Origin of the sequence: Corynebacterium faecale, from assembly GCF_030408735.1 — a bacterium.
In the GTDB taxonomy this organism is placed as follows: Bacteria; Actinomycetota; Actinomycetes; order Mycobacteriales; family Mycobacteriaceae; genus Corynebacterium; species Corynebacterium faecale.
This window is the reverse complement of sequence record NZ_CP047204.1, coordinates 2316369-2341657: the sequence shown is the minus strand read 5'-3', so window position 1 is coordinate 2341657 and position 25289 is coordinate 2316369. Positions and strand designations below refer to the sequence as shown.

23 protein-coding genes and 1 tRNA gene are annotated in these 25289 nt (G+C 60.9%); 14 read left to right on the top strand and 10 right to left on the bottom strand.

Going from position 1 to position 25289, the window contains the following annotated elements; genetic code table 11:
• Nucleotides 1-7 precede the first annotated feature (7 nt).
• Nucleotides 8-595 carry an anaerobic ribonucleoside-triphosphate reductase activating protein gene (gene nrdG / locus CFAEC_RS10640; RefSeq protein WP_290276706.1) on the top strand — a complete coding sequence of 196 codons (588 nt, stop codon included), beginning with the start codon at nt 8-10 and terminating at the stop codon, nt 593-595.
• Nucleotides 592-1773 (top strand): nickel pincer cofactor biosynthesis protein LarC, encoded by a 1182-nt coding sequence (gene larC / locus CFAEC_RS10635; protein WP_290276704.1) that lies wholly within the window; start codon nt 592-594, stop codon nt 1771-1773. The genes nrdG and larC overlap by 4 nt, the downstream gene beginning before the upstream one ends.
• An 81-nt stretch (nt 1774-1854) precedes the next feature.
• Here larC and larB read toward each other — a convergent pair whose 3' ends face one another.
• From larB to CFAEC_RS10620, 3 genes are read right to left on the bottom strand one after another with little or no spacing between them, the layout of a single operon-like run.
• Nucleotides 1855-2526, bottom strand: a complete 672-nt coding sequence (gene larB / locus CFAEC_RS10630; RefSeq protein ID WP_290276702.1) for a nickel pincer cofactor biosynthesis protein LarB — start codon at nt 2524-2526, stop codon at nt 1855-1857.
• On the bottom strand, nt 2523-3377 hold the full coding sequence (gene larE / locus CFAEC_RS10625) for an ATP-dependent sacrificial sulfur transferase LarE (RefSeq protein WP_290276700.1): 855 nt from the start codon (nt 3375-3377) through the stop codon (nt 2523-2525). Before larE ends, larB begins: the two co-directional genes overlap by 4 nt.
• Before the next feature lie 41 nt (nt 3378-3418).
• The gene (locus CFAEC_RS10620; protein WP_290276699.1) at nt 3419-4741 is read right to left on the bottom strand and encodes a lactate racemase domain-containing protein; all 1323 of its coding nucleotides are present in this window, start codon (nt 4739-4741) and stop codon (nt 3419-3421) included.
• Between the two features lie 46 nt (nt 4742-4787).
• On the opposite strand from CFAEC_RS10620, the gene CFAEC_RS10615 reads away from it, so the two are divergent.
• A complete protein-coding gene (locus CFAEC_RS10615) occupies nt 4788-5015 on the top strand; it encodes a hypothetical protein (RefSeq protein WP_290276697.1) in 228 nt (75 codons plus the stop codon).
• A gap of 53 nt (nt 5016-5068) precedes the next feature.
• Here CFAEC_RS10615 and CFAEC_RS10610 read toward each other — a convergent pair whose 3' ends face one another.
• A complete protein-coding gene (locus CFAEC_RS10610) occupies nt 5069-5998 on the bottom strand; it encodes a fatty acid desaturase family protein (protein WP_290276695.1) in 930 nt (309 codons plus the stop codon).
• A gap of 409 nt (nt 5999-6407) precedes the next feature.
• Nucleotides 6408-6480: transfer RNA gene (locus tag CFAEC_RS10605), tRNA-Arg, on the bottom strand.
• A gap of 217 nt (nt 6481-6697) precedes the next feature.
• Here CFAEC_RS10605 and ctiP point away from each other — a divergent pair.
• The 5 genes from ctiP to CFAEC_RS10580 all read left to right on the top strand — a co-directional run bounded on the left by ctiP (nt 6698) and on the right by CFAEC_RS10580 (nt 12712).
• Nucleotides 6698-8851 (top strand): copper transport/cytochrome C oxidase assembly protein CtiP, encoded by a 2154-nt coding sequence (gene ctiP / locus CFAEC_RS10600; protein ID WP_435384230.1) that lies wholly within the window; start codon nt 6698-6700, stop codon nt 8849-8851.
• A 173-nt stretch (nt 8852-9024) separates the two neighbouring features.
• The gene (locus CFAEC_RS10595) at nt 9025-9600 is read left to right on the top strand and encodes a single-stranded DNA-binding protein (protein ID WP_290276694.1); all 576 of its coding nucleotides are present in this window, start codon (nt 9025-9027) and stop codon (nt 9598-9600) included.
• A 137-nt stretch (nt 9601-9737) separates the two neighbouring features.
• On the top strand, nt 9738-11408 hold the full coding sequence (ettA, locus tag CFAEC_RS10590; RefSeq protein ID WP_290276693.1) for an energy-dependent translational throttle protein EttA: 1671 nt from the start codon (nt 9738-9740) through the stop codon (nt 11406-11408).
• Nucleotides 11409-11615: 207 nt separating this feature from the next.
• Nucleotides 11616-12077, top strand: a complete 462-nt coding sequence (locus CFAEC_RS10585) for an acyl-CoA thioesterase (protein WP_290276691.1) — start codon at nt 11616-11618, stop codon at nt 12075-12077.
• A complete protein-coding gene (locus CFAEC_RS10580; RefSeq protein WP_290276689.1) occupies nt 12077-12712 on the top strand; it encodes a DUF8185 domain-containing protein in 636 nt (211 codons plus the stop codon). Before CFAEC_RS10585 ends, CFAEC_RS10580 begins: the two co-directional genes overlap by 1 nt.
• Before the next feature lie 3 nt (nt 12713-12715).
• Here the strand turns inward: CFAEC_RS10580 and chrA are convergent, their stop codons facing one another.
• Both chrA and CFAEC_RS10570 read right to left on the bottom strand, forming a co-directional pair.
• The gene (gene chrA / locus CFAEC_RS10575; protein WP_290276687.1) at nt 12716-13849 is read right to left on the bottom strand and encodes a chromate efflux transporter; all 1134 of its coding nucleotides are present in this window, start codon (nt 13847-13849) and stop codon (nt 12716-12718) included.
• A 36-nt stretch (nt 13850-13885) separates the two neighbouring features.
• Entirely contained in the window at nt 13886-14299 is a 414-nt protein-coding gene (locus tag CFAEC_RS10570) for a globin (protein ID WP_290276685.1), read from the bottom strand.
• A gap of 53 nt (nt 14300-14352) precedes the next feature.
• Between CFAEC_RS10570 and CFAEC_RS10565 the strand changes: the two genes are divergently transcribed.
• Entirely contained in the window at nt 14353-15141 is a 789-nt protein-coding gene (locus CFAEC_RS10565; RefSeq protein ID WP_290276683.1) for an ABC transporter ATP-binding protein, read from the top strand.
• Nucleotides 15142-15238: 97 nt separating this feature from the next.
• Complete coding sequence (locus CFAEC_RS10560; RefSeq protein WP_290276682.1) at nt 15239-16402, top strand: cystathionine gamma-synthase; 1164 nt, start codon at nt 15239-15241, stop codon at nt 16400-16402.
• 9 nt (nt 16403-16411) lie between these two features.
• On the opposite strand, the gene CFAEC_RS10555 is transcribed toward CFAEC_RS10560, so the two are convergent.
• On the bottom strand, nt 16412-17155 hold the full coding sequence (locus CFAEC_RS10555) for a TetR/AcrR family transcriptional regulator (RefSeq protein WP_290276681.1): 744 nt from the start codon (nt 17153-17155) through the stop codon (nt 16412-16414).
• A gap of 116 nt (nt 17156-17271) precedes the next feature.
• Between CFAEC_RS10555 and CFAEC_RS10550 the strand changes: the two genes are divergently transcribed.
• A complete protein-coding gene (locus CFAEC_RS10550) occupies nt 17272-17979 on the top strand; it encodes an SDR family oxidoreductase (protein ID WP_290276678.1) in 708 nt (235 codons plus the stop codon).
• 7 nt (nt 17980-17986) lie between these two features.
• Here the strand turns inward: CFAEC_RS10550 and CFAEC_RS10545 are convergent, their stop codons facing one another.
• Both CFAEC_RS10545 and CFAEC_RS10540 read right to left on the bottom strand, forming a co-directional pair.
• The gene (locus CFAEC_RS10545; protein ID WP_290276676.1) at nt 17987-19387 is read right to left on the bottom strand and encodes an aspartate aminotransferase family protein; all 1401 of its coding nucleotides are present in this window, start codon (nt 19385-19387) and stop codon (nt 17987-17989) included.
• Between the two features lie 106 nt (nt 19388-19493).
• On the bottom strand, nt 19494-21497 hold the full coding sequence (locus CFAEC_RS10540; protein ID WP_290276675.1) for an FAD/NAD(P)-binding protein: 2004 nt from the start codon (nt 21495-21497) through the stop codon (nt 19494-19496).
• A 256-nt stretch (nt 21498-21753) separates the two neighbouring features.
• Between CFAEC_RS10540 and CFAEC_RS10535 the strand changes: the two genes are divergently transcribed.
• The 3 genes from CFAEC_RS10535 to CFAEC_RS10525 are packed head-to-tail and all read left to right on the top strand — an operon-like array spanning nt 21754 to nt 25287.
• Complete coding sequence (locus CFAEC_RS10535) at nt 21754-23460, top strand: TIGR04028 family ABC transporter substrate-binding protein (protein WP_290276674.1); 1707 nt, start codon at nt 21754-21756, stop codon at nt 23458-23460.
• A complete protein-coding gene (locus tag CFAEC_RS10530; protein ID WP_290276672.1) occupies nt 23461-24402 on the top strand; it encodes an ABC transporter permease in 942 nt (313 codons plus the stop codon). It abuts the gene before it with no gap.
• Nucleotides 24403-24405: 3 nt separating this feature from the next.
• Nucleotides 24406-25287 (top strand): ABC transporter permease, encoded by an 882-nt coding sequence (locus CFAEC_RS10525; protein ID WP_290276670.1) that lies wholly within the window; start codon nt 24406-24408, stop codon nt 25285-25287.
• Nucleotides 25288-25289 lie beyond the last annotated feature (2 nt).

The following is a 25289-nucleotide window of genomic DNA, read 5'->3' as shown; positions in this document are numbered from 1 at the left end:
GGCTGCCGTGACATATCTCGAACGCGTCAGACGGATGGATCAGCGGTCCAGTACCTGGGCGCAGACCGACACCTTCCGTATCGCTGATTACAAACCCTTCCAGGTGCTCGACGGCGAGGGCCTGCGGTGTTCCCTCTATGTTTCCTACTGCCCGTTTAGCTGTCCGGGTTGTTATAACAAGGCCGCCCAGAAGAGGGGGTACGGCAATGCTTACACGCCTGAGCTGGAGGAACGCATCATGGGCGACCTGTCCAACCGGCGTGTGGCGGGTCTGACCCTGGCGGGCGGCGAACCGTTTCTCTCCGCGCGGCACCTCCTGCCGCTGGTGCGCCGCATCCGGAAGGAACTGCCGGAGAAAACAATCTGGGCCTACACCGGTTATTCCTGGGAGACCCTTCAGGTGTTCAGCGATGAGCGCCGCGCGCTCCTCCATCACCTGGACGTGCTTGTCGACGGCCAGTTCATCACCCAACTTCGTGATGAAGCGAATCCTCCACCGTTCGCCGGTAGCTCCAACCAGAGACTCATCCACGTGCCCTCCTCACTTGCCGCCGGAATCCCAGTGCATCACCGGGTTGTATCCTTGTCCCCATGAGCCTGTGGATTGATGCGAGCGCCGGGGTAGCCGGGGACATGTTGCTGGGGGCTCTGGTTGACGCCGGGGCAGACCTTAATCAGATCCTGCACGTGATCGATGCAGTGGTACCCGGTGAGGTGCAACTGACGTCCAAGGAAGTGCAGCGCGCCGGGCAACGATCCACCAAGGTGGAGGTTGTCACCACACAGGAACATCACCCGCACCGGACCTGGACCACCATCCGGACGATGCTCGAAGAGGCGGACATTCCGGAGCAGACCCGCGCCGATGCCCTGGCGGTGTTCGAACGGATCGCCATTGCCGAGGGCGCCGTCCACGGCGTGGATCCGGAGACCATCCACTTCCATGAGGTGGGGGCGCTCGATTCCATCGCGGATATCGTCGGTGTGTGTGAAGCCATGAGACAGGTGGGGGAGGGGGAGGTCTTTTCGTCGATAATCGCTCTGGGTTCAGGCCGCATCGCGGCCGCGCACGGGGATATCCCGGTGCCCGTGCCAGCAGTGGCTGAGCTGGTGCGTGGTTGGCCGACCACCACCGGGGGCGAGGGGGAGCTGTCCACGCCGACCGGTGTGGCGCTGATCAGGCATTTCGCGCAGGCTGCGGGGTCGCTGCCTGATGGTGTGATCACCAGGATCGGTGTCGGTGCGGGCACGAAGGATTTCCCCGGACGTGCGAATGTGACGCGTGTGATGGTGATTGATCAGGCCCAGACCAACCCCGACACGGGGCGATTCGTGCAGCTCGAGGCGAATATCGACGACATGGATGCCCGCCTCTGGCCAGGCGTCCTCGATCAACTCTTCGCCGCGGGTGCCCGTGATGCCTGGCTCACCCCGATCCTGATGAAGAAGGGCAGACCTGCCCACACTGTTCACGTGCTCACCGCACCCAGGGACGTGGAAACCATCAAACGGGTGCTGTTCTCCGAGACCACCACCTTCGGTGTGCGTTCCTGGGAAGTGGAGCGCGAGGGGCTGGACCGCCGGTGGGAAACTGTGTCTGTTGCTGGCGAGGCCGTGCGTGTGAAGATCGGCTCCCGGGGTGGTGTCGATCAGACCGCCCAGCCGGAGTTTGAGGATGTCAAGGCCGCGGCGCTGGCTCTGGGGATCAGTGCGAAAGAGGTGCTCCGCCGGGTCCCCACACCAACTACGACATCGCATCACAGACATCAGTAGGAAAATCGGCTTTTTGGGACTGATGTCTGCGAAGCGATGTCGTAGTTGGGGAATATGCCCAGGAATTACCGCAGGGTCAGCTCAACGGGCAGCGATCTGAGCAGCCAGATGCCCTGCTCCATAACCGTTATCGATGTTGACCACACCAACCCCCGGCGCACAGGAATTCAGCATGGTCAGCAGGGGAGCGATCCCACCGGAACCCGCGCCGTAGCCCACAGAGGTGGGGACCGCCACGATCGGACAGGACACCAGGCCCCCGACCACGCTGGGCAGAGCACCATCCATACCGGCGGCAATGATGATCACCCCGGCGCTCTGGAGCTCCGCCTCATAACTGAGCAGACGGTGGATGCCGGCCACACCAACATCAGCGATGAGCGACACGGATCGTCCCAGGTAGCGGGCGGTATGCATCGCTTCCATGGCTACCGGGAGATCAGAGGTGCCAGCGCACAGGACCAGCACCGACACCCCGCTCGGTTCCGGGGCTGCCGCCGGATAAGCGAGAAAACGCGCCACCGGATCATAGAAGACATCATCGAGCACCTCCATGACCGCAGCCGCATGCTCAGGCTTGGCCCGGGTGAACAGGGTGGTCTGCTCGATCTCACCAAGACTCACCGCGATGGCAGCCACCTGCTCAACGGTTTTGCTCTCGCAGTAGATGGCCTCCGGGTAACCGCGGCGGCGGACACGGTCGATGTCCAGATGGGCGAAATCCCCGACCTTCCGCGTGCGCTCGTCAGTCACAGAGTTCCCTTCGCATTGAGGATGGACAGCGTCATCGCACCCGACTGGATGCCACGCAGATCCACCACAGCGTACTTGAACCCTGCCCGGGTCGCGGCTGCTTCAATCTCCCGGGCTACCTCAGGGGCAGTGGCGCGGGACATTTCGTGGATGAGCAGTTCAATGCGCGCGATATCACCGTGGTGGCGCACGCGGGAATCGCTGAAACCAAGCTGGTAGAGCATCAATTCCACCGCCTCGATCTGCTTCAACTTCGCCTCGGTGACCTCGTGGCCGTGGGGGATGCGCGATGCCAGGCACGGCGCGGCCGGCTTGTCGGCTACCGGCAGCTGGAAGGCGCGCGCCACGGCACGCACATCGGCCTTGCTCAGACCGGCCTCCGACAGCGGGCGCAGTACGCCGTGTTCGGTCGCGGCCCGCGCGCCGGGCCGGTCGATGCGCTTGGAGTCATCGGCGTTTTCCCCGTAGGCGATGGCCGCCAGGTTGTGCTTATCGACGACCCCCTCATCAATTCGCTCAAACATCTCGTTCTTGCAGAAATAGCACCGGTCCACATCGTTGACACGGTAACCCTGAACCGCCTGTTCATCCGTCTGGATCTGGATGACCTGTGCACCGATGAACTCCGCGGTGTCCAGGGCCATCGCCTTCTCACGGGAGGCCAGGGAGGGGGATACCGCCATGATCGCCAGGGTGCGCTCAGGGCCCAGGACATGATGGGCGATGGCCAGCAGTGTCGCGGAATCAACACCACCGGAGTAGGCGATGCCGAGTCGCCCTGTGGTGGGCAGGTGGGCGGCGACACGCTCGATGAGTTCGCCAGCTGTGGAAGCTGGCTCGGGGAGTGGCATGGTGAAGTGACTCGGGCCTTTCGGTGAGCTGGGCGTGTGGATTAGTGCTGGGTTTCCAAGCGGTGGAGGATCTCCCCGGCGTGTTCGACGATGAGAGTGTCCGGATCCGCCTTGAAGGCCTCCCAGTCCAGGGTGTCCGGATCGGCATAACCGAGGTTATAGGCTTCGCAGACCTCCGGTGGCACCTGGGAGGCCAGGGTTATGTTGATGCGCAGCTTCTCCTCGCCGGTCTCCGGATCGAAGGTGCCCAGGCCACGGACGTGGGTGGAATGCGCAATCTCACCCCAGGGGTGGTCCTTGAACTTATCCCACTGTTTGGTGAAGTATTCGATGCAGTGATAACCGATCTCCCCGATGCCGGGGTGCATCTCGGAGATCTCGGTGATGTGCGGGGCATAGACGATGATCTCGCCACCATCGGCGCAGACGGGTTCCATCTTGTACACACCCTTGGCACCGGTCCACAGATCCTCGTACATCTCCGGGACCTTGGACACGATGCGTTTGAAAGGCTCATCCATCCACTTGATGTGGGTGCGGGAGGCCACCTGGGCGTTGGCTGCCCATGCGGAACGGGTGCCGCCGAAGGCTACGGAATGCAGGTTCGAACCACCGTCATCAGCGGAGGTGGCCACGTAGGTGACAGCGAGTTTCTCCCCCGTGATCATGTCGGAGGCGGTGTCGATCAGCTGGCGTACCGGGGTGATGCCTAAGGTGCCGATGATGTCGGATGCAGTGATCAGCGCCCCGACCCAGTGGGAGATATCGATGACATCGTGGACAGAGCAACCCGGAAAGAAGTACTTATTTCCGCCGGAGAAACCCACCACCTCATGCGGGAACACTGGCCCGACCACGAGGTTTATATCTGATTCCGCCACAATCTTGTTGATCTGCACCGCCATGTCACGGTCAGAGAGTAGTCCGTGGGTCAGCCGGGAGATCTCCTCCTTGGGCACGGTGCCCAGGGTGGCGATGGCCTCCGGGTTCTGCCAGTCATGGTTGAGTACCGTCGCCTTGGGGAAACGCTCACCGATGGTGCCAGAGGGCACATCAAGAAGGCGTGCGATGGCGGGTTCCGGCATGGCGGCGTGGGTGCCCAGGGCGATGAGAATGGTGATGGATGCCGCCCGATCCGCGAGGGCATCATAGGCCGCCTGGATCATCAGACCATGAGGGCCGGAGCGGGTGCCGTCCGGGATGATGATGCACACGCTCTTGCCGTTCACATCAGCGGTGGATACCTGCTCCAGGACGAAGCTGCGGGCCTGTTCATCAGTGAGGTGGTCGGTGGCATTTCCCAGCAATGCTGCGGACTCGGCGAGACCTTCTGGCACGGGGAGAGTGAGACTTTCCTTGTTCATATCACTAGTGTCCTCGGTGATCAGGCACTTTTCAAGGACTTGCCAGTTGTTGCAAGATCGACTTGCCCAGGTGGGTGTAAAGGAGGTCGCCGATGAGCAGTACCCCGTGGAATCACTCTTTGATGAAGATGGTTCCCGAGGGGCAGAGATGTTGCGCGCGGTGAACCGTAGGCCATTCTTCTGCTGGTGGGTGCTCGCAGATCAAGCTGACGAAACCCTCATGCTCCTTCAGGTTCTGGAACACCCGTGGGGCAATGAAGCCACAGTTACCTGAGGCAATACACGTGTCGTAATTCAAAGTGATCTTCATATGTTCTCTCTGATCTTTCAACCCCGATATTGACGGACCAATGGACAGGTGTAGAGATCGCGGTTTTTCAACCCGACCTGGTTGAGATAGGCGATGATGGTGGAAAAGGCATCCACCAGTGTGGTTTCAGTGTAGGGGATTCCCAGCTGTGAGCACTGTTCACGCACCATTTTCTGCAATTCGGGTAAATGCGGTTGGGCCACTCTTGGGAAGAGGTGGTGTTCGATCTGATACTGCAACCCACCCATGAGAAAGTGCACCACCCGGCCACCGCGAATATTGCGGGACATGTACACCTGTCGACGGAGGAAGTCTATCTCTGCATCATGAGGGACAGACGGCATGCCGATGTGGTTGGTGGCAAACGCCCCACCAAGGAGGAACCCGAAGACAAGAACCTGGACTAAGAGGAAGGCCAAGGCCAGCCAGAAGGGCAGAACGATAAACAAAAACAGTGGTAGACCGATCAGTCTTATGCTGAGGAAGATGATTTCCACCCAACGAAGTTTCATCTGACGTGAGAAGAAAACAGCGCGCACGGAGGAAATGTGCAGGGAAAAACCTTCGAAAGGAAGCAATAAGAGGAAGTAGAAACCTTGATATTGAGAGAGTTTGGCACGGAGGTCACTCCGCTGGTCTGTTGCTTCCGGCGTCATCGAGAACACCCCGGGGGTCACATCAGGATCCCAGCGTTCTTTATTGGGCTGCGCGTGGTGCCGGCTGTGTTTATTTGTCCACCAGCCATAGCTCAAACCGATGAACAGATTGCCCAGCACCCGGGCCGTCCATTCATTCCACCTGCGTGATGCAAATATTTCCTGGTGTGTGGCCTCATGGCTGAGGAATCCGAGCTGGGACATTGCCAATCCCAAAAATCCAGCGAGGATGAGCTGATACCAGGTATCGCCCAACAGGATCACCGCCCCCAAGGTGGCGATGCTGGACAAGGTCCAGAATAGGATCCGGGTCCAATAGAATCCTTACCTACGCCGCATCAGTCCGGCTTCATGGACCTGCTCGGATAAACTGAGGAAAGATGAGACATAAGGATTGGTCTTTGTCATGACCCCCAATATAGTGACTTGGGGCACATTGTGGCCCCCTCTTGGTCACGCAAACAGAGCACACGCTACGAGAAATTGGCTTACCCGCTCGATGGGCCTTGCCGGCCTGACCAGTGCCCGGGATGCGCCGTCTGGTCGGGTGATTTCCCGAATGATCTGGGCGGATTCACCCACGTCATGGGGTAGGGCGATGGGGATCAAGTGTGGTCAAGCGGGTTCACCTCGAACCCGGAAAACAAAAGTCAGGGCACCCCTTCGCCCCGAAAGAGTGCCCTGAACTGTATGAACTTTGTGCCCCCAGCAGGATTCGAACCCGCGGCCAACCGGGTAGAAGCCGGTTGCTCTGTCCACTGAGCTATGGAGGCGTCGGACTGCTCATGATCACCAATGGTAGGTGAACCAGCGTATCCAAGAAATACACTATATATGGTGCACGCAGGAAAGGTTCACTGACCCCACTGTGTGGCTGCCCACAAAACTGTCCGTTGAGGAACTTTAGCGCACACCCGGGTTCGGCTGCCAACCGGATTGCCCAACCTGGTCGACTAGGGATCCCGGCTGGGCGGGGTTAGATTGGGGGATATGGATGAGCAGGTCGCAGTCAGTGGCACCCCCGGGCAGTCCCCGGCGGCCCCTGATGGCAGTAGTGAAATGAACACAACCACCCCCAACGTCAGGGCACAGCAACCGGTGAAGAACCGTAGTGTCCGTTCCACCTGGCCGCTGTATGTCCTTTTCATCGTGGTGGCAGGCATCGTCGGTGGCACGATTTCGTGGGGTTTCCTCTCTGATTCCCTGGCGGCCCTCGGTATCCCTGATCCGGGGGCGCTGACCACAGCAGGTCTGCCATTCCTCCGCGCTGCGGGGTGGATGATTGCAGCGTTGTCGGTGGGTAGTTTCCTCGCTTCGACCTTCCTCATCAGTCCCCGCACCGTGGACGGGATCAATGATCTCCGTCGCTCTGAACTCAATGTTGATGGAATACTGGCGGCACGTACCGGTTCCATCGCTGCGATCTGTTTCGGACTGGTGGGCATCCTCATGATCCCGCTGGTGATGTCTGATCTGTCGGGTCAGCCATTTTCCACCGCGGTGCAGCCTGCGAACTGGGTGGTGGCCTTTGAACAGGTGGCGCTGGCCAAAGCGTGGGCATGGTGTTCCGGTTTCGCGTTTCTCACCGGTGTCGCCGGCCTGATCACACACCGTTGGTTGGCTCAGCCGTTATTGTTCATCGGTTCGATCGCCATGATCATTCCCCTGGGGTTGGAAGGCCACTCCGCTGCTGGAGGCAACCACGATTACGGCACCAACTCCCTGCTGTGGCACCTGTTGTTCATGGTGCTGTGGGTGGGTGGGCTGATGGCGCTGGTGGCGCACTGCCGACGCCTCGGACCGGACCTTGATCTGGCGGTCAGGCGGTATTCCAATATCGTCACCTTCGCCCTGTTCGGCATCGCCGCCTCCGGTGTTGTCAATGCCGCGATCCGGATTGAATGGTCGGATTGGCTCACCACACGGTATGGCCTGATCGTCCTGGCCAAGTCCATCGGCGTGATCATTCTGGCTGGTTTCGGCCTCATTCACCGTGCGGCGGCTCTCCCTAAGATTCGGAAGGATCCCACCAACTCCCGTCTATTCGCCAGCGTCGCCATCGTGGAGGTCATCGTGATGGCTGCCGTCGTGGGTATCGCCATCTCCATGGGCCGCACCCCGCCACCACCGCCACGTGATCCGAACATGTCCTATATGGCGATTGAGATGGGATATGAGCTCTTCGAGGAACCCACCCTCACTTCGGTGTTCACCATGTGGCGTTTCGATATCATGCTCGGCACCATCGGTATCCTGCTCGCCGGATTCTATCTCCGCGGGCTCTACGTCCTGCACCGTAAGGGCAAGAAGTGGAACCACCTGAGTACTTTCTGGTGGATCCTTGGCTGCATCACCCTGGTGGTCACCGTGTCCTCTGGTATCGGCATGAACATGCCGGCGACCTTCTCCATGCACATGATCGCCCACATGCTGTTGTCCATGGTGGTTCCGGTGTTCCTCGTGCTCGGCGCGCCACTCACCCTCATCATGGAATCAGTGGATGCCGGCGAGCCTGGTCGGGCGAATGTACATGACTGGGTGAAGGCGATGGTGAACAATCCGCTGATGAGCTTCATCATGCACCCGGCGGTCAACACGATCCAGTTCATTTTGATCTTCTACTTCCTGTATCTGACTCCGCTGTATGACCTGATGGTCTCGGAACATGCGGGCCACCTGATCATGAACTTCGTGTTCGTCATCTCCGGCTACATCTATTACTGGGAGATGATCGGCCCGGATCCCACCCCGGTGGAACGCACCCACGTCTCCCGCCTGGCCTGGTTGACCTTCTCCATGCCGTTCCACCTCTTTTTCGGTGTGTACCTGATGCAGCTGCAGGAGATCCTGGCGGAGGAGTTCTACACCCGTCTCGACCTGCCGTGGAATGTCGATCTGGCCTATGACCAGCTCGTCGGCGGTGGCATCGCGTGGGCGTCCGGTTCTTTCCCGCTCATCGTGGTCTTCGGTTATCTCTTCCGTGGCTGGCTGCGGGAGGAGCGTGTGGTGGAGCAGAAGTACGAGCAGCGCGCCGCGGAGACTGGTTTCGCTGACATGGAGGAATACAACCAGATGCTCTCCCGTATGAGTCAGGGGCATGATCCCCATACCGATTATTACAACACCGAATTCAAGAAAGAATAAAGAGCTTCTCGACGCCCCTTTGTCAAGCGCCCCTCGGGCGCGACGGCGTCAGCCTGTGGATAGACCGAAACGATCCACAGGCTGACGCCTTCGGTGTTTTACGGATCTTTCCTTTCCTGCCAGACTGCGCGGTGACACCACAAACAACACCGAAGAAGGAAGTCACGATCCACATGTACAACACACCAATCACCATCACCGGCCGCATCATCACCGATCCCGTTTACCACACCAACACCGACAAGACCGATGGCGTGCTCCGCATCAGGATCGCCTCATCCCGCTCCTACCGGAAGGGCACGGACTGGCAGAATATCGATCAGCTCTACATCAACGTGGAGGCCTGGGGCAGGCTCGGCATCAACGCCCACCAGGCGCTGGTGAGGGGAACCGCTGTCATCGTCCAGGGCATGCTGTACACCAATGAATGGGAAACCCCTCCGCCCGGTGCTGATCCTGAGGCCAAGGCCGTGAAGAATCAGGAGATCCGGATCAGGGCGATGTCCATCGGCGTGGACATGAACTACTACAAGGTCGGGTACCGGGATGCCCGCCCACCGTTGGAGAGCAACCTCGACGATGTCGAACTCCCCGCAAGCAACGATGCCGATTACCCCGATCCCAACCGTCGCGGGCAGTCGGAGAAGGAGGCACCCGTCCCTGACACCGAAAAGGAAACCTCAGGGGAGCAGAACAGGGAACTCGTCGGTGCCAGTACCGCAGGGGAGGGGGAGCAGCCGAATTACTAGGGTCACTCTGATGCCCTCAGGCCGGTGGTCTCGCCGCCGGCCTGGGAATCAGCCCGCCCAGGGTGCTTTTATCCCCCGTGCTCATGTAATCTGATGCGTTGAGTACTCAAACGCAATATCGCATTTAAGGGGATACATTGGCCGAGTTCATCTACACGATGAGAAACGTGCGCAAGGTCATCGGTGACAAGGTCATCCTTGACAATGTCACCATGGCATTCTACCCAGGCGCCAAGATCGGTGTCGTCGGCCCGAACGGTGCCGGTAAGTCCTCCATCCTGAAGATCATGGCGGGACTGGATCAGCCCTCCAACGGTGACGCCTTCCTGGATCCGGGTGCCACCGTCGGTATCCTGCTGCAGGAACCTGAGCTGAACGAAGAGAAGACCGTTCGCCAGAACGTTGAAGAGGGTCTGGGCGAGATCTTCGAGAAGAAGCAGCGCTTCGAGGCCATCGCCGAGGAAATGGCCACCAACTACACCGATGAGCTCATGGACGAGATGGGTGTCCTCCAGGAAGCCCTCGACGCCGCTGACGCCTGGGAGATCGATTCCAAGATCGAGCAGGCACTCGACGCCCTGCGTTGCCCTCCGGGCGATGAGCCGGTCACCCACCTCTCCGGTGGTGAGCGCCGTCGTGTCGCACTGGCAAGGCTGCTGCTGTCCGAGCCTGACCTGCTGCTCCTCGATGAGCCCACAAACCACCTGGATGCCGAGTCCGTCCTGTGGCTGGAGAAGCACCTCGCTGACTACAAGGGCGCCGTCCTTGCTGTCACACACGACCGTTATTTCCTCGACCACGTTGCTCAGTGGATCTGTGAGGTTGACCGTGGAAAGCTGCACCCCTACGAGGGCAACTACTCCACCTACCTGGAGAAGAAGGCCGAGCGCCTCGAGGTGTCCGGTAAGAAGGACCAGAAGCTCCAGAAGCGACTGAAGGATGAACTCGCCTGGGTCCGCTCCGGTGCGAAGGCACGTCAGGCCAAGAACAAGGCCCGTCTGCAGCGCTACGAGGAGATGGTGACCGAAGCCGAGAAGTACAGGAAACTGGACTTCGAGGAAATCCAGATCCCCACCCCACCACGCCTGGGCAACAAGGTCGTGGAAGTGGAGAACCTGGGCAAGGGCTTCGATGGCCGCACCCTCATCAAGGATCTGTCCTTCACCCTGCCGCGTAACGGCATCGTTGGTGTCATCGGACCGAACGGTGTGGGTAAGACCACCCTGTTCAAGACCATCGTCGGTCTGGAGCAGCCGGATTCCGGTGCCGTCACCGTCGGTGAGACCGTCCAGCTGTCCTATGTGGACCAGGGCCGTGAGAACATCGATCCGGAGAAGACCGTCTGGGAGGTCGTCTCTGACGGACTGGATTACATCATCGTCGGCCAGAACGAAATGCCGTCGCGTGCCTACCTGTCCGCCTTCGGTTTCAAGGGCGCGGATCAGCAGAAGCCATCCAAGGTCCTGTCCGGTGGTGAGCGTAACCGCCTCAACCTGGCGCTGACCCTGAAGCAGGGCGGAAACCTGATCCTGCTCGATGAGCCGACAAACGACCTTGACGTTGAAACCCTGAGCTCCCTGGAAAACGCCCTGGTCAACTTCCCGGGTTGCGCAGTGGTCATTTCGCACGACCGTTGGTTCCTGGACCGTACCTGTACCCACATCCTTGCCTGGGAGGGCAATGTCGCTGAGGGGCAGTGGTACTGGTTCGAGGGTAACTTCGAGGACTATGAGAAGAACAAGGTGGAGCGCCTCGGTGCTGATGCCGCACGTCCTTCCCGTGTCACCCACCGCAAGCTGACCCGCTAGGTCTTCCCGGATTGACACCTTCACCGCCCGCATCCCGAGTCCATGGGAGGCGGGCGGTGATATTTCCAGCTAAAGCTCCCCCGATGAGCAGTAACTCCGCAGTAGCTCCGCAGTAACTCCGTTGTAACTACACGGCGGCTATGGTCGTCGGTAGAATGCTTGCGAGACGCATGAACACCCTTTAAAGAAAGAGGCCGAGGCTAATCCATGGCAGCCAGCGAAGAAAATAAACTGAAATCCCTCCACACCGCGGAGGTCGAACTACGTTGGTCTGACTTTGACCGTTTCGGACACGTGAACAACGCGGCATTCATTGAAATCGCCCAGGAGGCGCGCCTGGCGTTCGCCGAGGATCAGTTCCGGGAGCGGGGTTATGAGATCCCGGCTGTGTTTGTCCGCCACCTTGAGGTCGATTACCTGCGGGCGATCCTTCCGGACACCACCACCGCCATCGTGGAGACCGTGGTTACCAAGATCGGCAACACGTCCTTCACCACCCGCCAGGAAGTCAAGGACCGCACCGGTCGTGTGTGCTGCGTGCTTGAATGTGTGCAGGTCACGGTGAATATCCAGACTGCGGCCCCACGATCCATCAGCAAGACTGAGCGCAAGGTCCTGACCCGTGTCGCCAGCTCTGAGGTTCAGGAGAAGGAGGCCCTGGAGGCCTAGTGGTTGCTCCAGAAACTCTCACCGTCACCGCTGGTGCTGCGGGCCTCCAGGCACTGGTGGCCCGTGCCGTGGGCATGGAATCCACTGCCAGCGCACGCTTCCGGCAGTTGACCCCCGATACCGTTGATGTGTTTGTGACCACGCCCTTCGGTGTGACCGCTTCACGTCGAATCAGCGGTGTCGCCGGGCGGGACGGTGCCACGGTGGGTGCAGCGGACTTATTGCAGGCCCTGGCGCACACCACTACTGAAGTCGGCCCCGCACGTGATGCCAACTGGCCGGGATCATTGCCGCCTGCGGCCGGATTCACCTTCGTTGATGATATCCCGGTCACCGTTGTCCGTCAGCTGGCGGATCAGGGCCAGGCCCTCGCCCGGCAGTTCTCCGGTCCGATGGGGCCGCCGTCCTCGCTGATGGACCAGGAGGTCATCGCGGTTGACGGCAATGGGCAGACCGCACACATCCAGATGCGGACCATTTTCACCTGCACCTCCCTGGGGTTGATCCCCGGTTTCGCCGCTCCCGATGATGTGCCCCGCCATCTGCGGGTCTCGGTCAATGGGCGGTGGACACGGGTGGATGCCCCCTTCGGCACGGTTTATCATTCCTCCAGTCTGGGGCTCAGTGTATTCTGAGTTCTAGAGCAGTATCCATCCCGCCAGGGCAGATCCCACTGCGATCGCCCAGGGCGGGATTTTCCATTTGGCCAGGCCCAGCCAACACACCGTGGCGATGGCCAGTGAAGCCACTCCGGTGATGCCGTGGGTGAACACGGGATCGTAGAGTGCGGCGCCGAGCAGTCCGACCACACCGGCGTTGACCCCGCGCACCGCCGCCTGCAGCGTGGGGTGGGTGCGCCACCGTCCCCAGAAATGCAGACCGGCCAGCATGAGCAGGGCACCGGGAAGGAAGATCAGCACCGTGGTTATCACCGCCCCCGCCACACCGGCGTGGAGGGCACCCAGGTAACTGCCGAAGGAGAACATCGGGCCCGGCACAGCCTGAGCCGCTGAATAACCGGCCAGGAATTCTGTCTGTCCGATCCATCCGGGCACCACCAGTAGTTGTTCCAGGACGGGCAGCACCACATGGCCGCCACCGAAGACAATGGAGCCTGCCTGGAAGAAGGCAGGGTAGAAACCGCCGGCGAGCACCGCCGCCACCAGGCCGAGGGCGAGGAGCACCAGTGAGCCCACACCGGCCCAGGCAGGCACCGGCCGGGTTCCGGTGCCCTGATCAGCGGTAGGGGCAGTGGCAGCCCGCAGCAGCAGGGCGCCCAGGATGCCAGCGACCACGATCACCGCCAGGTGCGTGATCGTGGAGGGCACCACCAGGACGGTGATCCCGGCCGCCACGGCGATGGTGGCGGTGATCTTTGTAGACGCCATCGATTTCGCCATGCCGCTGACCGCGTGGAACACCACGGCGACCGCAGCCGCCAGCAGACCCATCGTCCAGCCGGCGGAGGGCGCGTCGAAAAGCATTGCGAACGCCGTCATCAGCACGGCCGCGGGCAGGGTGAAGGCGAACCACGCGGCCAGCAGGCCGCCGAAACCGGCGCGGTGATAACCGAGCGCGAGGCCCACCTGGGAGGAGCCGGGGCCGGGCAGTAGTTGGCTGATGGCCACCACTTCCGAGTAGTCGGTGTCGCTCAACCAGCGGCGCCGCACCACGAACTCTTCCCGGAAATACCCCAGGTGGGCGGTGGGGCCACCGAAGGCGGTCACTCCCAGGAGACCAAAACTACGTAACACTTCAAGGATCCGAGTCATGGACCCTGACTCTAAACCCGGATTACTGTCCCCGCTCTACTCCCCGCGCTCATGGGGATCAGGATTGGAATTGATGAGCATATCGGCGGCACGCAGCATGTGATCCCAGATGGCCGTGCGCTGATCGGTGGTGAGAGTTCCCTCATCCAGGCTGTCCAGGGCGTTGCTCATCAGGTCCAGCCACCGCTGCGCGGCGGTGTCACCGATGGGGTAGTGGGCATGCCGCATGCGCAGGCGCGGGTGGCCACGCTGTTCGGAATAATCCTTGGGCCCACCCCAGAACTGGACCAGGAACATCTTGAGGCGCTGCTCCGCGCCCTCCCAATCATCCGGCGGATACATCGGACCGAGGATGTCATCGGTGCGCACCTGCTCATAAAAACGGTGGACGATGAGGGAAAAGGTCTCCTCGCCACCCACGCTGTCATAGAAATTCTCCGTGCTCGTCATACCCCCAAGTCTATGCCCGCTCCCCGGGCAGGTGGATTGATAGGGTGAACACCATGCCCCACCAACCCGCCGATTGTCTGGTATTCGACGATGTCACTGTCCGCCGCGGTTCGAAACATCTGGTCACTGATATCAATCTGCGCATCCCCCGTGGTTCCCACTGGGCGGTGCTCGGGCCCAACGGTGCGGGGAAGACCACCCTGTTGAATATGGCCGGCACCCATCTCTACCCGTCTGAGGGCACGGTGGATGTGCTCGGTCACCGTTTCGGGCGTGTGGATACCCGCATGCTGCGCCGCCACATCGGATATGTGGATCCCAAGCAGCGCCTCGATGACATCCCCGCCCACGAGGCCGTGCTGACCGGACTGACCGCCTCCAGCGGATTGCTCGCCCGGTGGGACCCCACCACGGCAGACCTGATCCGGCGGGATGCTCTCCTGGAGCTGGTCGGCATGACCGGCCGCGCCGACCGGCGCTGGTCTGCCATGAGCCAGGGCGAACGGGCACGGACGTTGATCGCGCGTGCACTCATGCCCTCGCCTGAGCTTCTGCTTCTCGACGAACCGAGCACCGGCCTCGACCTTCCCGGGCGTGAGACCCTCCTTCGCGTCATGGACACCCTCCGGGCGGAGATGCCGGAGCTGACCACGGTGATGATCACTCATCATGTCGAGGAGATCGCCGCCTCCACCACCGATGTGCTCATGATGCGGGATGCCCGCGTGCTGGCGGCAGGACCGGTGGGGGAGGTGCTCACAGCGGACAACCTCGCAGACCTCTACGGGATTCCGGTGCATCTGGAGCAGGTGCGGGGGCGCTGGTTCGCCTTCGAATCATGAGGCCCTGAAATTAATGGGGGCGGGTTTGGAAATAAATGGACAGCTTGGTCTATTATTGCGCACAGCCCCGCAGTTTATATTCAGGAGTTGATCCAACTTGTCTACCAACCCCACCAACCAGGGTTTTTCCACCGCCTCGATCCATGCCGGATATGAGCCGGATGATTACTACGGCTCGATCAACATCCCGATCTATGCGTCCACCACCTTCGCGCAGAACGGCCCGAACGAGTTGCGCCGCGGTTATGAGTACACCCGTGTCGGTAACCCGACCATCACCGCCCTCGAGCAGACCGTCGCAGCCCTTGAGGGTGCAGAATACGGCCGCGCCTTCTCCTCAGGCATGGCCGCCACCGATATCCTCTTCCGCATCCTGCTCAAGCCACAGGATCACATCATCCTGGGCAATGACGCCTATGGCGGAACCTTCCGGCTGATCGACACCGTCTTCGCCGCCTGGGGTGTCGAGTACTCAGTGGTGGATACCTCTGATGTCGCCGAGGTCAAGGCCGCCATCAAGGACAACACCAAGCTGATCTGGGTGGAGACCCCCACCAACCCTGCCCTGGCCATCACCGACATCGAAGCCGTGGCAGCCGCCGCTGAAGGCACCAACGCCAAGCTGGTGGTGGACAATACCTTCGCCTCCCCGTACCTGCAGCAGCCGCTGAAGCTCGGTGCCTACGCCGTGCTGCACTCCACCACCAAGTACATCGGTGGACACTCCGATGTGGTCGGTGGCCTCGTGGTGACCAATGATCAGGCACTGGATGAGGAACTGCTGTTCATGCAGGGCGGCATCGGTCCGATCCCGAGCGTGTTCGATGCTTATCTCACCGGACGTGGGCTCAAGACCCTCGGTGTCCGCATGGATCGTCACTGCGACAACGCCGAGAAGATCGCTGAGTTCCTCGATGGCCGCCCGGAGGTGGCACAGGTGCTGTACCCGGGCCTGGAAACCCACCCCGGCCATGAGGTGGCCAAACGACAGATGAAGCGTTTCGGCGGAATGATCTCCGTCCGTTTCGCCGGTGGCGAGGAGGCAGCCAAGAAGTTCTGTACCTCCACCAAGCTGATCTGCCTGGCTGAATCCCTCGGTGGTGTGGAGTCCCTGGTGGAACACCCGGCCACCATGACCCACCAGTCTGCAGCTGGATCCCAGCTGGAGGTTCCCCGTGACCTGGTGCGTATCTCCATCGGTATTGAGGATGTGGAGGACCTGCTCGCCGATGTTGAGCAGGCCCTCAATGAACTGACATAAAACAGTGGGTTATTGCCCGAGGACCTTTTCCACATAGGCGATCCGGGACTCCACGATGAAACCGAAGAGTTCGTCAGCGGTGCTGACGGACTCTTTTGTTGCCTTACGGGCCAGGGGAGCATCCACCTCGGGGTGCTGATCCAACCACGGCTCGGGAACCGGCTGGAAGGTCATGGCGCGGGTCTGCTCATCACGCCTGCCATAGTGGTAATCAGCGGTGAGTGCGAAACTGAACAGGTCTGCCATGAGCATCTCATTCACCACAGTGGCCTGCCTGAGGGAAAGGCCGATGGAGGTGAAGAAGGTGAGGGCTTGTTCCACCACCGAGATGCGCATCGGGGAGGTGCCAGCTGATGTGATGTGCTCATCCAATGCCACGAGGAGCAACCGTGGGTATTTTTGGAACTGTGTGCGGAGGGAATTCCACAGCACATGGAAGGAATCCCGCCACTCGTCGGTATCCAGTTCAGGGAGCGTGACCTCATTGATCATGCGGACCCAGACGCGGTCCACGATCTCCTGGCGGTTAGCCACGTGGTTGTACAGGGCCCTCGGGGTAACACCCATGTCCCGGGCCAGGCGGTTCATGGTAACTGCGGCAAATCCCTCTTGGCCGGCGATGGCGAGGGTACGGTCAACAATAGAATCAACAGTGAGAATTCGTTGGGTTGGACGTCCGGGACGACGGCCGGTTGACCCCGTGGTCGGGGACGCCTCGGCTGCGGCGACAGGCTTTAAAGTTTCGCTTGGCATGATTAATCAGGTTACGCCTATAAGACCATCAAATCCATAGAATTGCTTCTACCAGATCGATGTGTTTGTTTAACCACCTATTTCAGGGTGGGAAAATAGTTTGGAAAGGAATCGCTTTGTCTAAACCGTTGGCTGTTGTAACCGGAGCGACCGGGGGAATGGGCGTGGAGATTGTGAAAAATCTTGCCCGGGACCATGAGGTCTATGCGCTTGGGCGCAACAAGGATGTGCTGGAAGAACTGGCACAGCTGGACAATGTTGTGGCCGTGGACACCGATATTGTGGCAGACGTATTGGATGGGGGAGGGATTGAAGAACTCAGAGGTCTGGAGCGGGTGGATGTTCTCATCCACGCCGCCGCCATCGCCCATCACCATTCTGTAGAGACCGCCCGCAGGGATGACTGGTATAAACACCTGGATCTGAATGTGGTGGTCCCGGCTGAGCTGACCCGTCAACTCCTGGAACCGCTGCGCAGCGCGCAGGGGCAGGTGGTGTTCATCAACTCCGGTGCCGGTCATGGTGCACACCCGGGCAACACCGTGTATGCGGTGAGCAAGCACGCACTGCGTGGCCTGGCGGATGCCCTGCGTAAGGAAGAGTCCGGATATGGGGTGAGGGTGTCCACCGTGAGCCCGGGGCCGACGGACACCGCGATGCTGCGCGGCCTCATGGAAGAAAAGAATGCCACCTACCAACCGGAGTTCTATATCGACCCGGTGGAGGTGGCGGGAGCCATCCGGTTCGTGGTGGACGCAGGTCCCACCACCCAGATCACCAACGTGGACGTGCGCCCACGGGTGGAGCTGGCCGACCGGAATTAAGCACTGACTAGCCGGCCAGTGCGAGTACCTCGGCGCTGACTGCCGCTGTGGCGGCGTCAACCGCGTCGAGGAGCTGTGTCAGCTCCTCCTCGGTGGTCACCAGGGGAGGCGCGATGTGGAAACGGTGGCCGGAGATCATCGGCCAGACACCGTGTTCCTTGAATGCCGCGGCACCCGCGGCCATGGCCTCGGCACCGGCAGGGGTCTTGGACTCCGCATCCGTGACAAATTCCAGGGCCCAGAAGAAACCGATGCCACGGACATCTCCCACGGCGGAGTGCTTCTCTGCGATTTCTGCCAGGCGTGGGGCGATCATGTTTTCCCCGAGGGAGGCCACGCGCTCGAAGATCTTCTCCTCCTCATAGACCTCCAGCGCGGCGAGCGCGGGTGCCACGGCCAGTGGGTGGCCGGAGTAGGTCAGGCCACCTGAGTAGGCCTGCTGGCCGAAAGTATTGCGGATGGCCTGTGTCATCACCACACCACCGAGCGGGGCGTAACCGGCGTTGATGCCCTTGGCGAAGGTGATCATGTCCGGCTGCAGATCAGCGCCACCGTGCTCGTAGGCGAAGAATTTTCCAGTGCGGCCCAGACCCACCATCACCTCATCGGCGATGAAGAGAATGCCGTGCTGATCGCACAGGTCACGCACACCCGCGAGGTACCCGGCAGGTGGCACGATGATCCCGGAGGAGCCCACCACGGGTTCCAGGATGATGGCCGCGATCATGTCCGGGCCCTCGAAGGCGATGGTGTCCGCCAGGTGCTTCAGTGCGCGTTCGCATTCCTGTTCCTGGTTCTCGGCGAAGAAGGAGGAGCGGTAGAGGAACGGAGCCCAGAAATGATAGATATCACCGTCGGTGGTGGGGTTGCCCAGGCGGCGGTTCTCACCGGTGAGCATCATCGCGGAACCGGTGGCGCCGTGGTAACTGCGGTAGGCGGAGAGGATCTTGTTCTTACCGGTGTGCAGACGCGCCATGCGCACCGCATGTTCGATGGCATCGGCACCGCCGTTGGTGAAGAACACGTGGGAGAACTCGCCCTGTGCCTTGTTCACAATCTGGTCCGCAAGTTCGGAACGGATGTCATTGGCAAAGGCGGGGTTGAGGTTGGTGATTCGTCCGGCCTGAGTGCGGATCGCCTCGACCAGTGCCGGATGGTTATGGCCCAGGTTGGCGCTGACCAGCTGGGAACCCATGTCCAGGAAGGCTGTTCCCTCATAGTCATAGAGGGTGGCTCCCTGTGCGGTTGCCCAGGCCTTCGGTGTGATCTTGTCCTGGGCGGACCAGGAATGGAACACCCGCTCCTTGTCCAGGGAGGTGGTGCGTGCCTCCTCTGCCAGGGCCTCGGGAGAACCGAACTCGATGACATCGCCGTTGAAATTTGTATAACCGGTAGGGGTTTTAGACATATGAAAAGTTCACTCCTGGGAAAACAACTGGTTGTTTAAAGGTGGGCGTGGGTAAAGGGCCCAACCCCCGACTCTATCCCGGAGGAGGCACTATTTCAGTTTGCGCTTATATTAAGCCGATACGGCGGAGCAGGTTCATGGCAGTTTTATCGGTCTCCTGGAGCATGAGTGGATCAGTACCCGGCATGGGGGAGATGGTGGTGTCAGGCAGCTGTGCGTAGGTGGGGATGCCGATCAGTTGGACACGTTTGTCCACGTCGCCGTTGGGGTGGATCAACAGGCGGGTGGTGGGATCCACCTCCGGGGAACCGGAGGGAGCTGCGGTGCCATCGGTGGTGTAGTTATTGAAAGCGCGTACCCGGCCATCGGCCATGAGGGATTGGCCGAGGGGATCACTCGGGACACGGATATCGGGGCTGTGCATCCAGGCGTCGATAAGCGTGGTTGAGCGCAACGGGCGATCACCGGTCGTCGGAGAGGTGAGCTGCCAGGTGGCGGCGTTCCCGTCTGTTTGCACGCTCACCTGTGGGCGGGCGCCGGCGAAGGTGGCCAGGCCGGCATCAACGAGCGCGAGTAGCTCGCGGGTGCGGAACAGCGGTGGGCCAGAGCCGACCATCTGGCCGATCGCCATGACAGCGGCGTAGCGGCTGCGGCGTGACTCAAAGGTCAGGCGACCTTCCGCACCGAGGATGCCGCTGGGTTTGCGCGAGGCGGAAATGGACCACAATGCGGATTTCAACGGGCTGTCCCAGGCAAGCTCGGCATGCCGGATGTCGGCGGCCATGCGGTCGGCGATGCGTGCGGTGAGCTCCTCGATGGTGCCGTTGGCACCTGCGAGCGGATACTCCCAGGCATGCAGGTCGAAGACGTGGGCGGGCGAGGTGACGTGGGCGCGGAGTGCGGTGGGAAGCTTATCGACGTCCACCTCATCGATCGTCACCGTGATGGCCTCCAATGATGTGGTGATGGCCTCGGGGGATACGCGGTGGAGATTTTCGTAGAAAGCCTCATAGGCATCGCGGGCTACTGCCGGCCACACTTCCGTGTCATAGTTGATGCTGGCCAGCCCACGGTTCTGCGCTTTCAGGGCACCGATGACAGCCTTGAGTCGGGCTAGTTTTGCACCCGGCGGCAGTGATTTGTAATCAGATTTGGGCAGGTAGGGATAACCACGCCCCGAGGAGATGATGAAGTGCGGCTCGTTGCCGGAGGGCTCATAGCGCAGGCCGGACCTGGTGGAGGGATCTTCGTGGAAGACGCCGCCACGGTCAATGGTGCTCAGGGCCATGATGTCGAAGAAGCCCATCCCTAAGCCCCTGACCAGTACCTTCTCTCCTGCAGGGATGTCCTGGTGATTCTGCTCCACGGGGTTGCCGGGGCGGATCCAGGTCAACTCAGGATAATCCTCGGTGGCCTGTGCCAGTGCCTGTTCCTCGGCGTTGGCGGCAGGGGTCTGCCAACCCACAGCTAGTACGGTGGCGTCGGCGGTGACCATCGTGGCATCAGAGAGAGTGATGATGTCGCGCTCGCCGTCTTCACGGATGTTCACTGCGCGGGCATGGTGCTGTTCCACCCGGACCCAGTTGGGGAGAAGTGCAAGGGCAACGTCAAAAGCCCAGCGCAGGTATGCGCCGTAGAGGGCGCGTGAGGGATTGGACTGGGGGAGGGTCTGCTCGAGTTCTTCACGGAAGTCCTCTGCGACGTGGGTAGCCGGTGGATGATCACGGAAGAGCTTCACGGCCGCTGACGGAATGTCGGTGAGGGTGTCCTCGGCATCACCGCGGACCAGTCGGATCCAGTCGTATTGGATGGGGCCCTCCACGACGGGGGCGGTGACGGTGGATCCTGGTTCGGTGAACAGGGTGACGGCACCGGCGAGGGTATTCATGCACAGCGTGCGGGTCTGGTCGGTGCGCCAGATGTTGCCGGCACCCATCTCGGAATCCTCGATGAGGTGGAGGATAAGGCCCTGGTCGGGCTGGCTGTTCTGGTGGGCTGCGTTGAGTGCAGCGGCGATTCTCTCAATGACCGAAATGCCCCGGGGGCCGACGCCCACGATCGCAACCTGGGCAGGGGGCGTGGTGGTGGGCGAACTCGAGGGCGTATTCACGGGAAGCTCCTGCTCAAAGAAGAAAATGAAACAAAACAGACTGTTCGGTCTATCGCTATAATACCGATCTGTCTAAAAATGTGCTATCTTTCAGTGCATAAATTAGCTGATAAGGAAAGTAATTAACGAATCCATGGAGGAAACCCCAGTGTCAGGACAGCGCACGCATGGTAAAAGCCATGAACGGGCGAATGAACCGAGCGGTCGGCACAAGCATACCGCTCGGTTTAGCAGACTTGCCGGATCGGTAGCCGCCGTGGTCACCAGCCTGGCCGTACTCGCCGGATGCACGAGCGCACCCGCCGAAGAAGGGGAGCGCGACCGCCTCACCTATCTGGAACCCGGATTCTTTGCCACGCTCTACCCGCCATCAGCAGGGTTCTACCCCAACGGCGCCGTGGTCAACAACATCACCGACCGCCTCCTCTACCAGGACCCGGAGACCCTCGAGCTCAAACCGTGGATCGCCACCGCCCTGCCAGAGATCAACGACGACGCCACCGAGTTCACCTTCACCATCCGCACCGATGTCACCTACTCCGACGGCACCCCTCTGACAGCTGAGAACGTGGTCAAGAATTTCGACCTCTACGGCAAGGGCGATCCAGACCGCCGCCTGACCACCTCGGAGCAGATCACCAGCTATGACTACGGCGAAGTGATCGACGAGAACACCGTCCGCTTCCACTTCTTAGAACCAGCACCAGGCTTCGCCCAGGCCACCAGCTCCTTCAACGCCGGCCTCTACTCCGACGACACCCTCGACCTGGCCACCGAACAGTTCGCGCCGGGCAATGCCGAGAACGTCATCGGTTCCGGCCCCTTCGTGATCACCGGTGAAACCCTGGGCACCAACCTCACGCTGACCCGCCGTGAAGATTACAACTGGGCACCACCAGCCCGTGAACATCAGGGACCTGCCAAACTCGAAGAGATCGAATACGTCCTGGCCGCTGAGGAATCCGTGCGCACCGGTGCACTGGTCTCCGGGCAGGCCGACATCGCCCGGCAGATCGAGGCACCCGTGGAGGCACACCTCCTGGATCAGGGCCTCGACGTGGTCTGGAACTCCACCAGCGGTGTAAACAACGGATACTTCTTCCGTTTCAAACACCCCATCCTGCAGGACATCCGTGTCCGCCAGGCGCTCATCCACGGCGTGGACCGGGAAACCATCATGGATGTGCTCTTCAGCTCCTCCTACAAGCTGGCCACCTCCACCCTCGCCTCAAACGCGCTGGGTTATAAGGAACAGGTGGATGCCTATGTCTATGACCCTGAAGCTGCTGAACGTCTCCTCGACGAGGCCGGCTGGGTCATGGGTAACAACGGCTGGCGTGAAAAAGACGGCCAGATTCTGGAACTGACCTTCAACGAAGCCGTCCCGCAGCCCCGCTCCCGCGAGGTGACCACCATGGTGCAGGATCAGCTCTCCGAAATCGGAGTCAAGGTCAACCTCAACCCGGGTGACCATGCCACCCAGACCGCCGATTCCCTGGACATGGACAACATCCAGGTGCGCCATTCCATGGTTGGCCGCGCTGACTATGACGTGTTGAAGTCCAAGTTCTACTCCACCAACCGCAACGCCTTCCTCAACCTCACCACGGAAGCCGACGGCACCGAGGACATCGGCGATCAGAGGCTGGAGGAACTGCTCTTCGCCATCGCCTCCAGTGCGAGGGAGGAAGACCGCGCCGCAGCATCCGCCGCCGCCCAGGACTACATCACCGAACAGGCCTATGTGCTGCCATTGTTCGAAGAGCCCGTGGTCTACGGTCTGCAGCCCTATGTCAAGGGCTTCGCGCCTGAGGTGATCGGTCGTCCGGACTTCTATGAGACCTATCTGGACTTTTCGGAAGACAGCGCAGATGACGGCTCAGATGACGGCACTGATGATGGCACCGATACCGATGCTGCATCCGGCGTCAATGGAGAAGCAACCCTCAAGGAGGAGGACTAAATGAGCACCGCACAGATTCTGCGCCGTATCGGCCAGGCGGTCCTGGTGCTGCTGGTCACCTTCACACTGGCATTCATCCTGTTGTCTGCACTACCCGGTGACGCCGTCACCGCGCGTTATGCCAGCCCGGACCTGGGACTCTCCCCGACGCAGCTGGAGGAGATCCGGGAATCTTATGGCGCTGATCAGCCACTGATCAGTCAGTTCTTCCTGTCTCTGGGTGGTTTCCTCACCGGTGACTTAGGATTTTCCGTTCAATTCGGAACCCCGGTGGCCACCATGATCGCTGAGGCCTTCCCCGGAACCTTCATCCTGGCGATCCTGGCCTTCGCTCTCGCGGTGGTCCTGGCGCTGGGCATCTCCATCCTGGCAACGCTGGATCGTTTCGCCTGGATCCGTAATATCTTCAACGCACTGCCACCGCTGTTCATCTCCCTGCCCAGCTTCTGGCTCGGCATCATGCTGATCCAGGTGGTGTCCTTCCGCCTGGGTTGGGTGCCGGTGATCGGTGCCTCCACCGGCCAGGCACTGATCCTGCCCACCATCACATTGTCCATTCCCATCGCGGCCCCACTGGCTCAGGTATTCATCCGCTCCATTGAGGAAGTGAAGAATCAGCCGTTCGTGGCTGCAGTCCGGGCACGGGGTGCCAGTGAGATGTGGATCTTCTTCCGCAATGTGCTGCGCAATGCGCTGCTGCCGACCCTGACCATGGCGGGCATCCTGTTCGGTGAACTTGTCGGTGGTGCAGTGGTCACGGAAACCGTCTTCGGACGCGCGGGTATCGGTGCGATGACCGTCAATGCGGTGGCCAATCGCGACACCCCGGTGATGCTGGCCATCGTGGTCATCGCCGCCGCCATCTACGTCCTGATCAACCTCATCGTCGACCTGCTGTACCCGGTTCTCGATGCACGTCTGCGTCGCAGGGAGAGGGCATAACCCATGACTAACGCACAGATTCCCAAGAAGCTGAAGTTCGGCAACCAGCGCACCGGTGCCACCGATCCGGGGCGCAAGCGCCGTTTCACTGTCAATCCGTGGACCCGCCCCGGCGCGATCATCTCCATGGTGGTGCTGACCATCGCCGTCCTCATGGCATTGATCCCGGGATTGTTCACTGCCCAGGACCCCTTCCACTCACAGACCACCGCGCTGTTGGAGCCGAGTGCCTCTCACTGGTTCGGTACTGATTCCGTGGGTCGTGATCTCTATGCCCGTGTGGTCTATGGTGCGCGCGAAACCCTGCTGGGTGCGCTGCTCGCCGTGCTCGTTGGCCTGATCGTGGGCACCCTGATCGGTCTGCTGGCCGGTTCACAGAAGGGCTGGGTGGACACCCTGCTCATGCGTTTCGTGGATGTGCTCCTGTCCATCCCGGCGCTGTTGCTGTCCCTGTCCGTCATCATCCTGCTGGGTTATGGCACCATGAACGCCGCCATTGCGGTGGGTGTGACCTCGGTGGCTACCTTCGCCCGCCTGGCTCGTTCCCAGGTTATGACCGTCGCTGGTTCTGACTTCGTGGAGGCCGCCTATGGTTCCGGCGGTACGCAGACCCAGGTGTTGTTCCGCCACATCCTGCCCAACTCCCTGACCCCGGTGCTGGCCTTGGCGGCGCTGCAGTTCGGTTCCGCCATTCTGCAGCTGTCCATCCTGGGCTTCCTGGGTTATGGCGCACCGGCACCGACCCCGGAGTGGGGTCTTCTGATCTCCGATGCCCGTGATTACATGGCCACCTCCTGGTGGTTGACCGTCCTGCCTGGTCTGGTCATCATCGCTGTTGTCCTGTCCGCTAACTACCTCAGCCGAATCATCCGAAAGGAGGCGTAGAG

Excerpts from the sequence above, each read along its gene's own strand:
- larC (WP_290276704.1), top strand. The coding sequence starts at position 592 with ATGAGCCTGTGGATTGATGCGAGCGCCGGGGTAGCCGGGGACATGTTG.
- larE (WP_290276700.1), bottom strand. The coding sequence starts at position 3,377 with ATGCCACTCCCCGAGCCAGCTTCCACAGCTGGCGAACTCATCGAGCGT.
- CFAEC_RS10620 (WP_290276699.1), bottom strand. The coding sequence starts at position 4,741 with ATGAACAAGGAAAGTCTCACTCTCCCCGTGCCAGAAGGTCTCGCCGAG.
- ctiP (WP_435384230.1), top strand. The coding sequence starts at position 6,698 with ATGGATGAGCAGGTCGCAGTCAGTGGCACCCCCGGGCAGTCCCCGGCG.
- CFAEC_RS10595 (WP_290276694.1), top strand. The coding sequence starts at position 9,025 with ATGTACAACACACCAATCACCATCACCGGCCGCATCATCACCGATCCC.
- CFAEC_RS10585 (WP_290276691.1), top strand. The coding sequence starts at position 11,616 with ATGGCAGCCAGCGAAGAAAATAAACTGAAATCCCTCCACACCGCGGAG.
- chrA (WP_290276687.1), bottom strand. The coding sequence starts at position 13,849 with ATGACTCGGATCCTTGAAGTGTTACGTAGTTTTGGTCTCCTGGGAGTG.
- CFAEC_RS10570 (WP_290276685.1), bottom strand. The coding sequence starts at position 14,299 with ATGACGAGCACGGAGAATTTCTATGACAGCGTGGGTGGCGAGGAGACC.
- CFAEC_RS10565 (WP_290276683.1), top strand. The coding sequence starts at position 14,353 with ATGCCCCACCAACCCGCCGATTGTCTGGTATTCGACGATGTCACTGTC.
- CFAEC_RS10555 (WP_290276681.1), bottom strand. The coding sequence starts at position 17,155 with ATGCCAAGCGAAACTTTAAAGCCTGTCGCCGCAGCCGAGGCGTCCCCG.
- CFAEC_RS10545 (WP_290276676.1), bottom strand. The coding sequence starts at position 19,387 with ATGTCTAAAACCCCTACCGGTTATACAAATTTCAACGGCGATGTCATC.
- CFAEC_RS10530 (WP_290276672.1), top strand. The coding sequence starts at position 23,461 with ATGAGCACCGCACAGATTCTGCGCCGTATCGGCCAGGCGGTCCTGGTG.
- CFAEC_RS10525 (WP_290276670.1), top strand. The coding sequence starts at position 24,406 with ATGACTAACGCACAGATTCCCAAGAAGCTGAAGTTCGGCAACCAGCGC.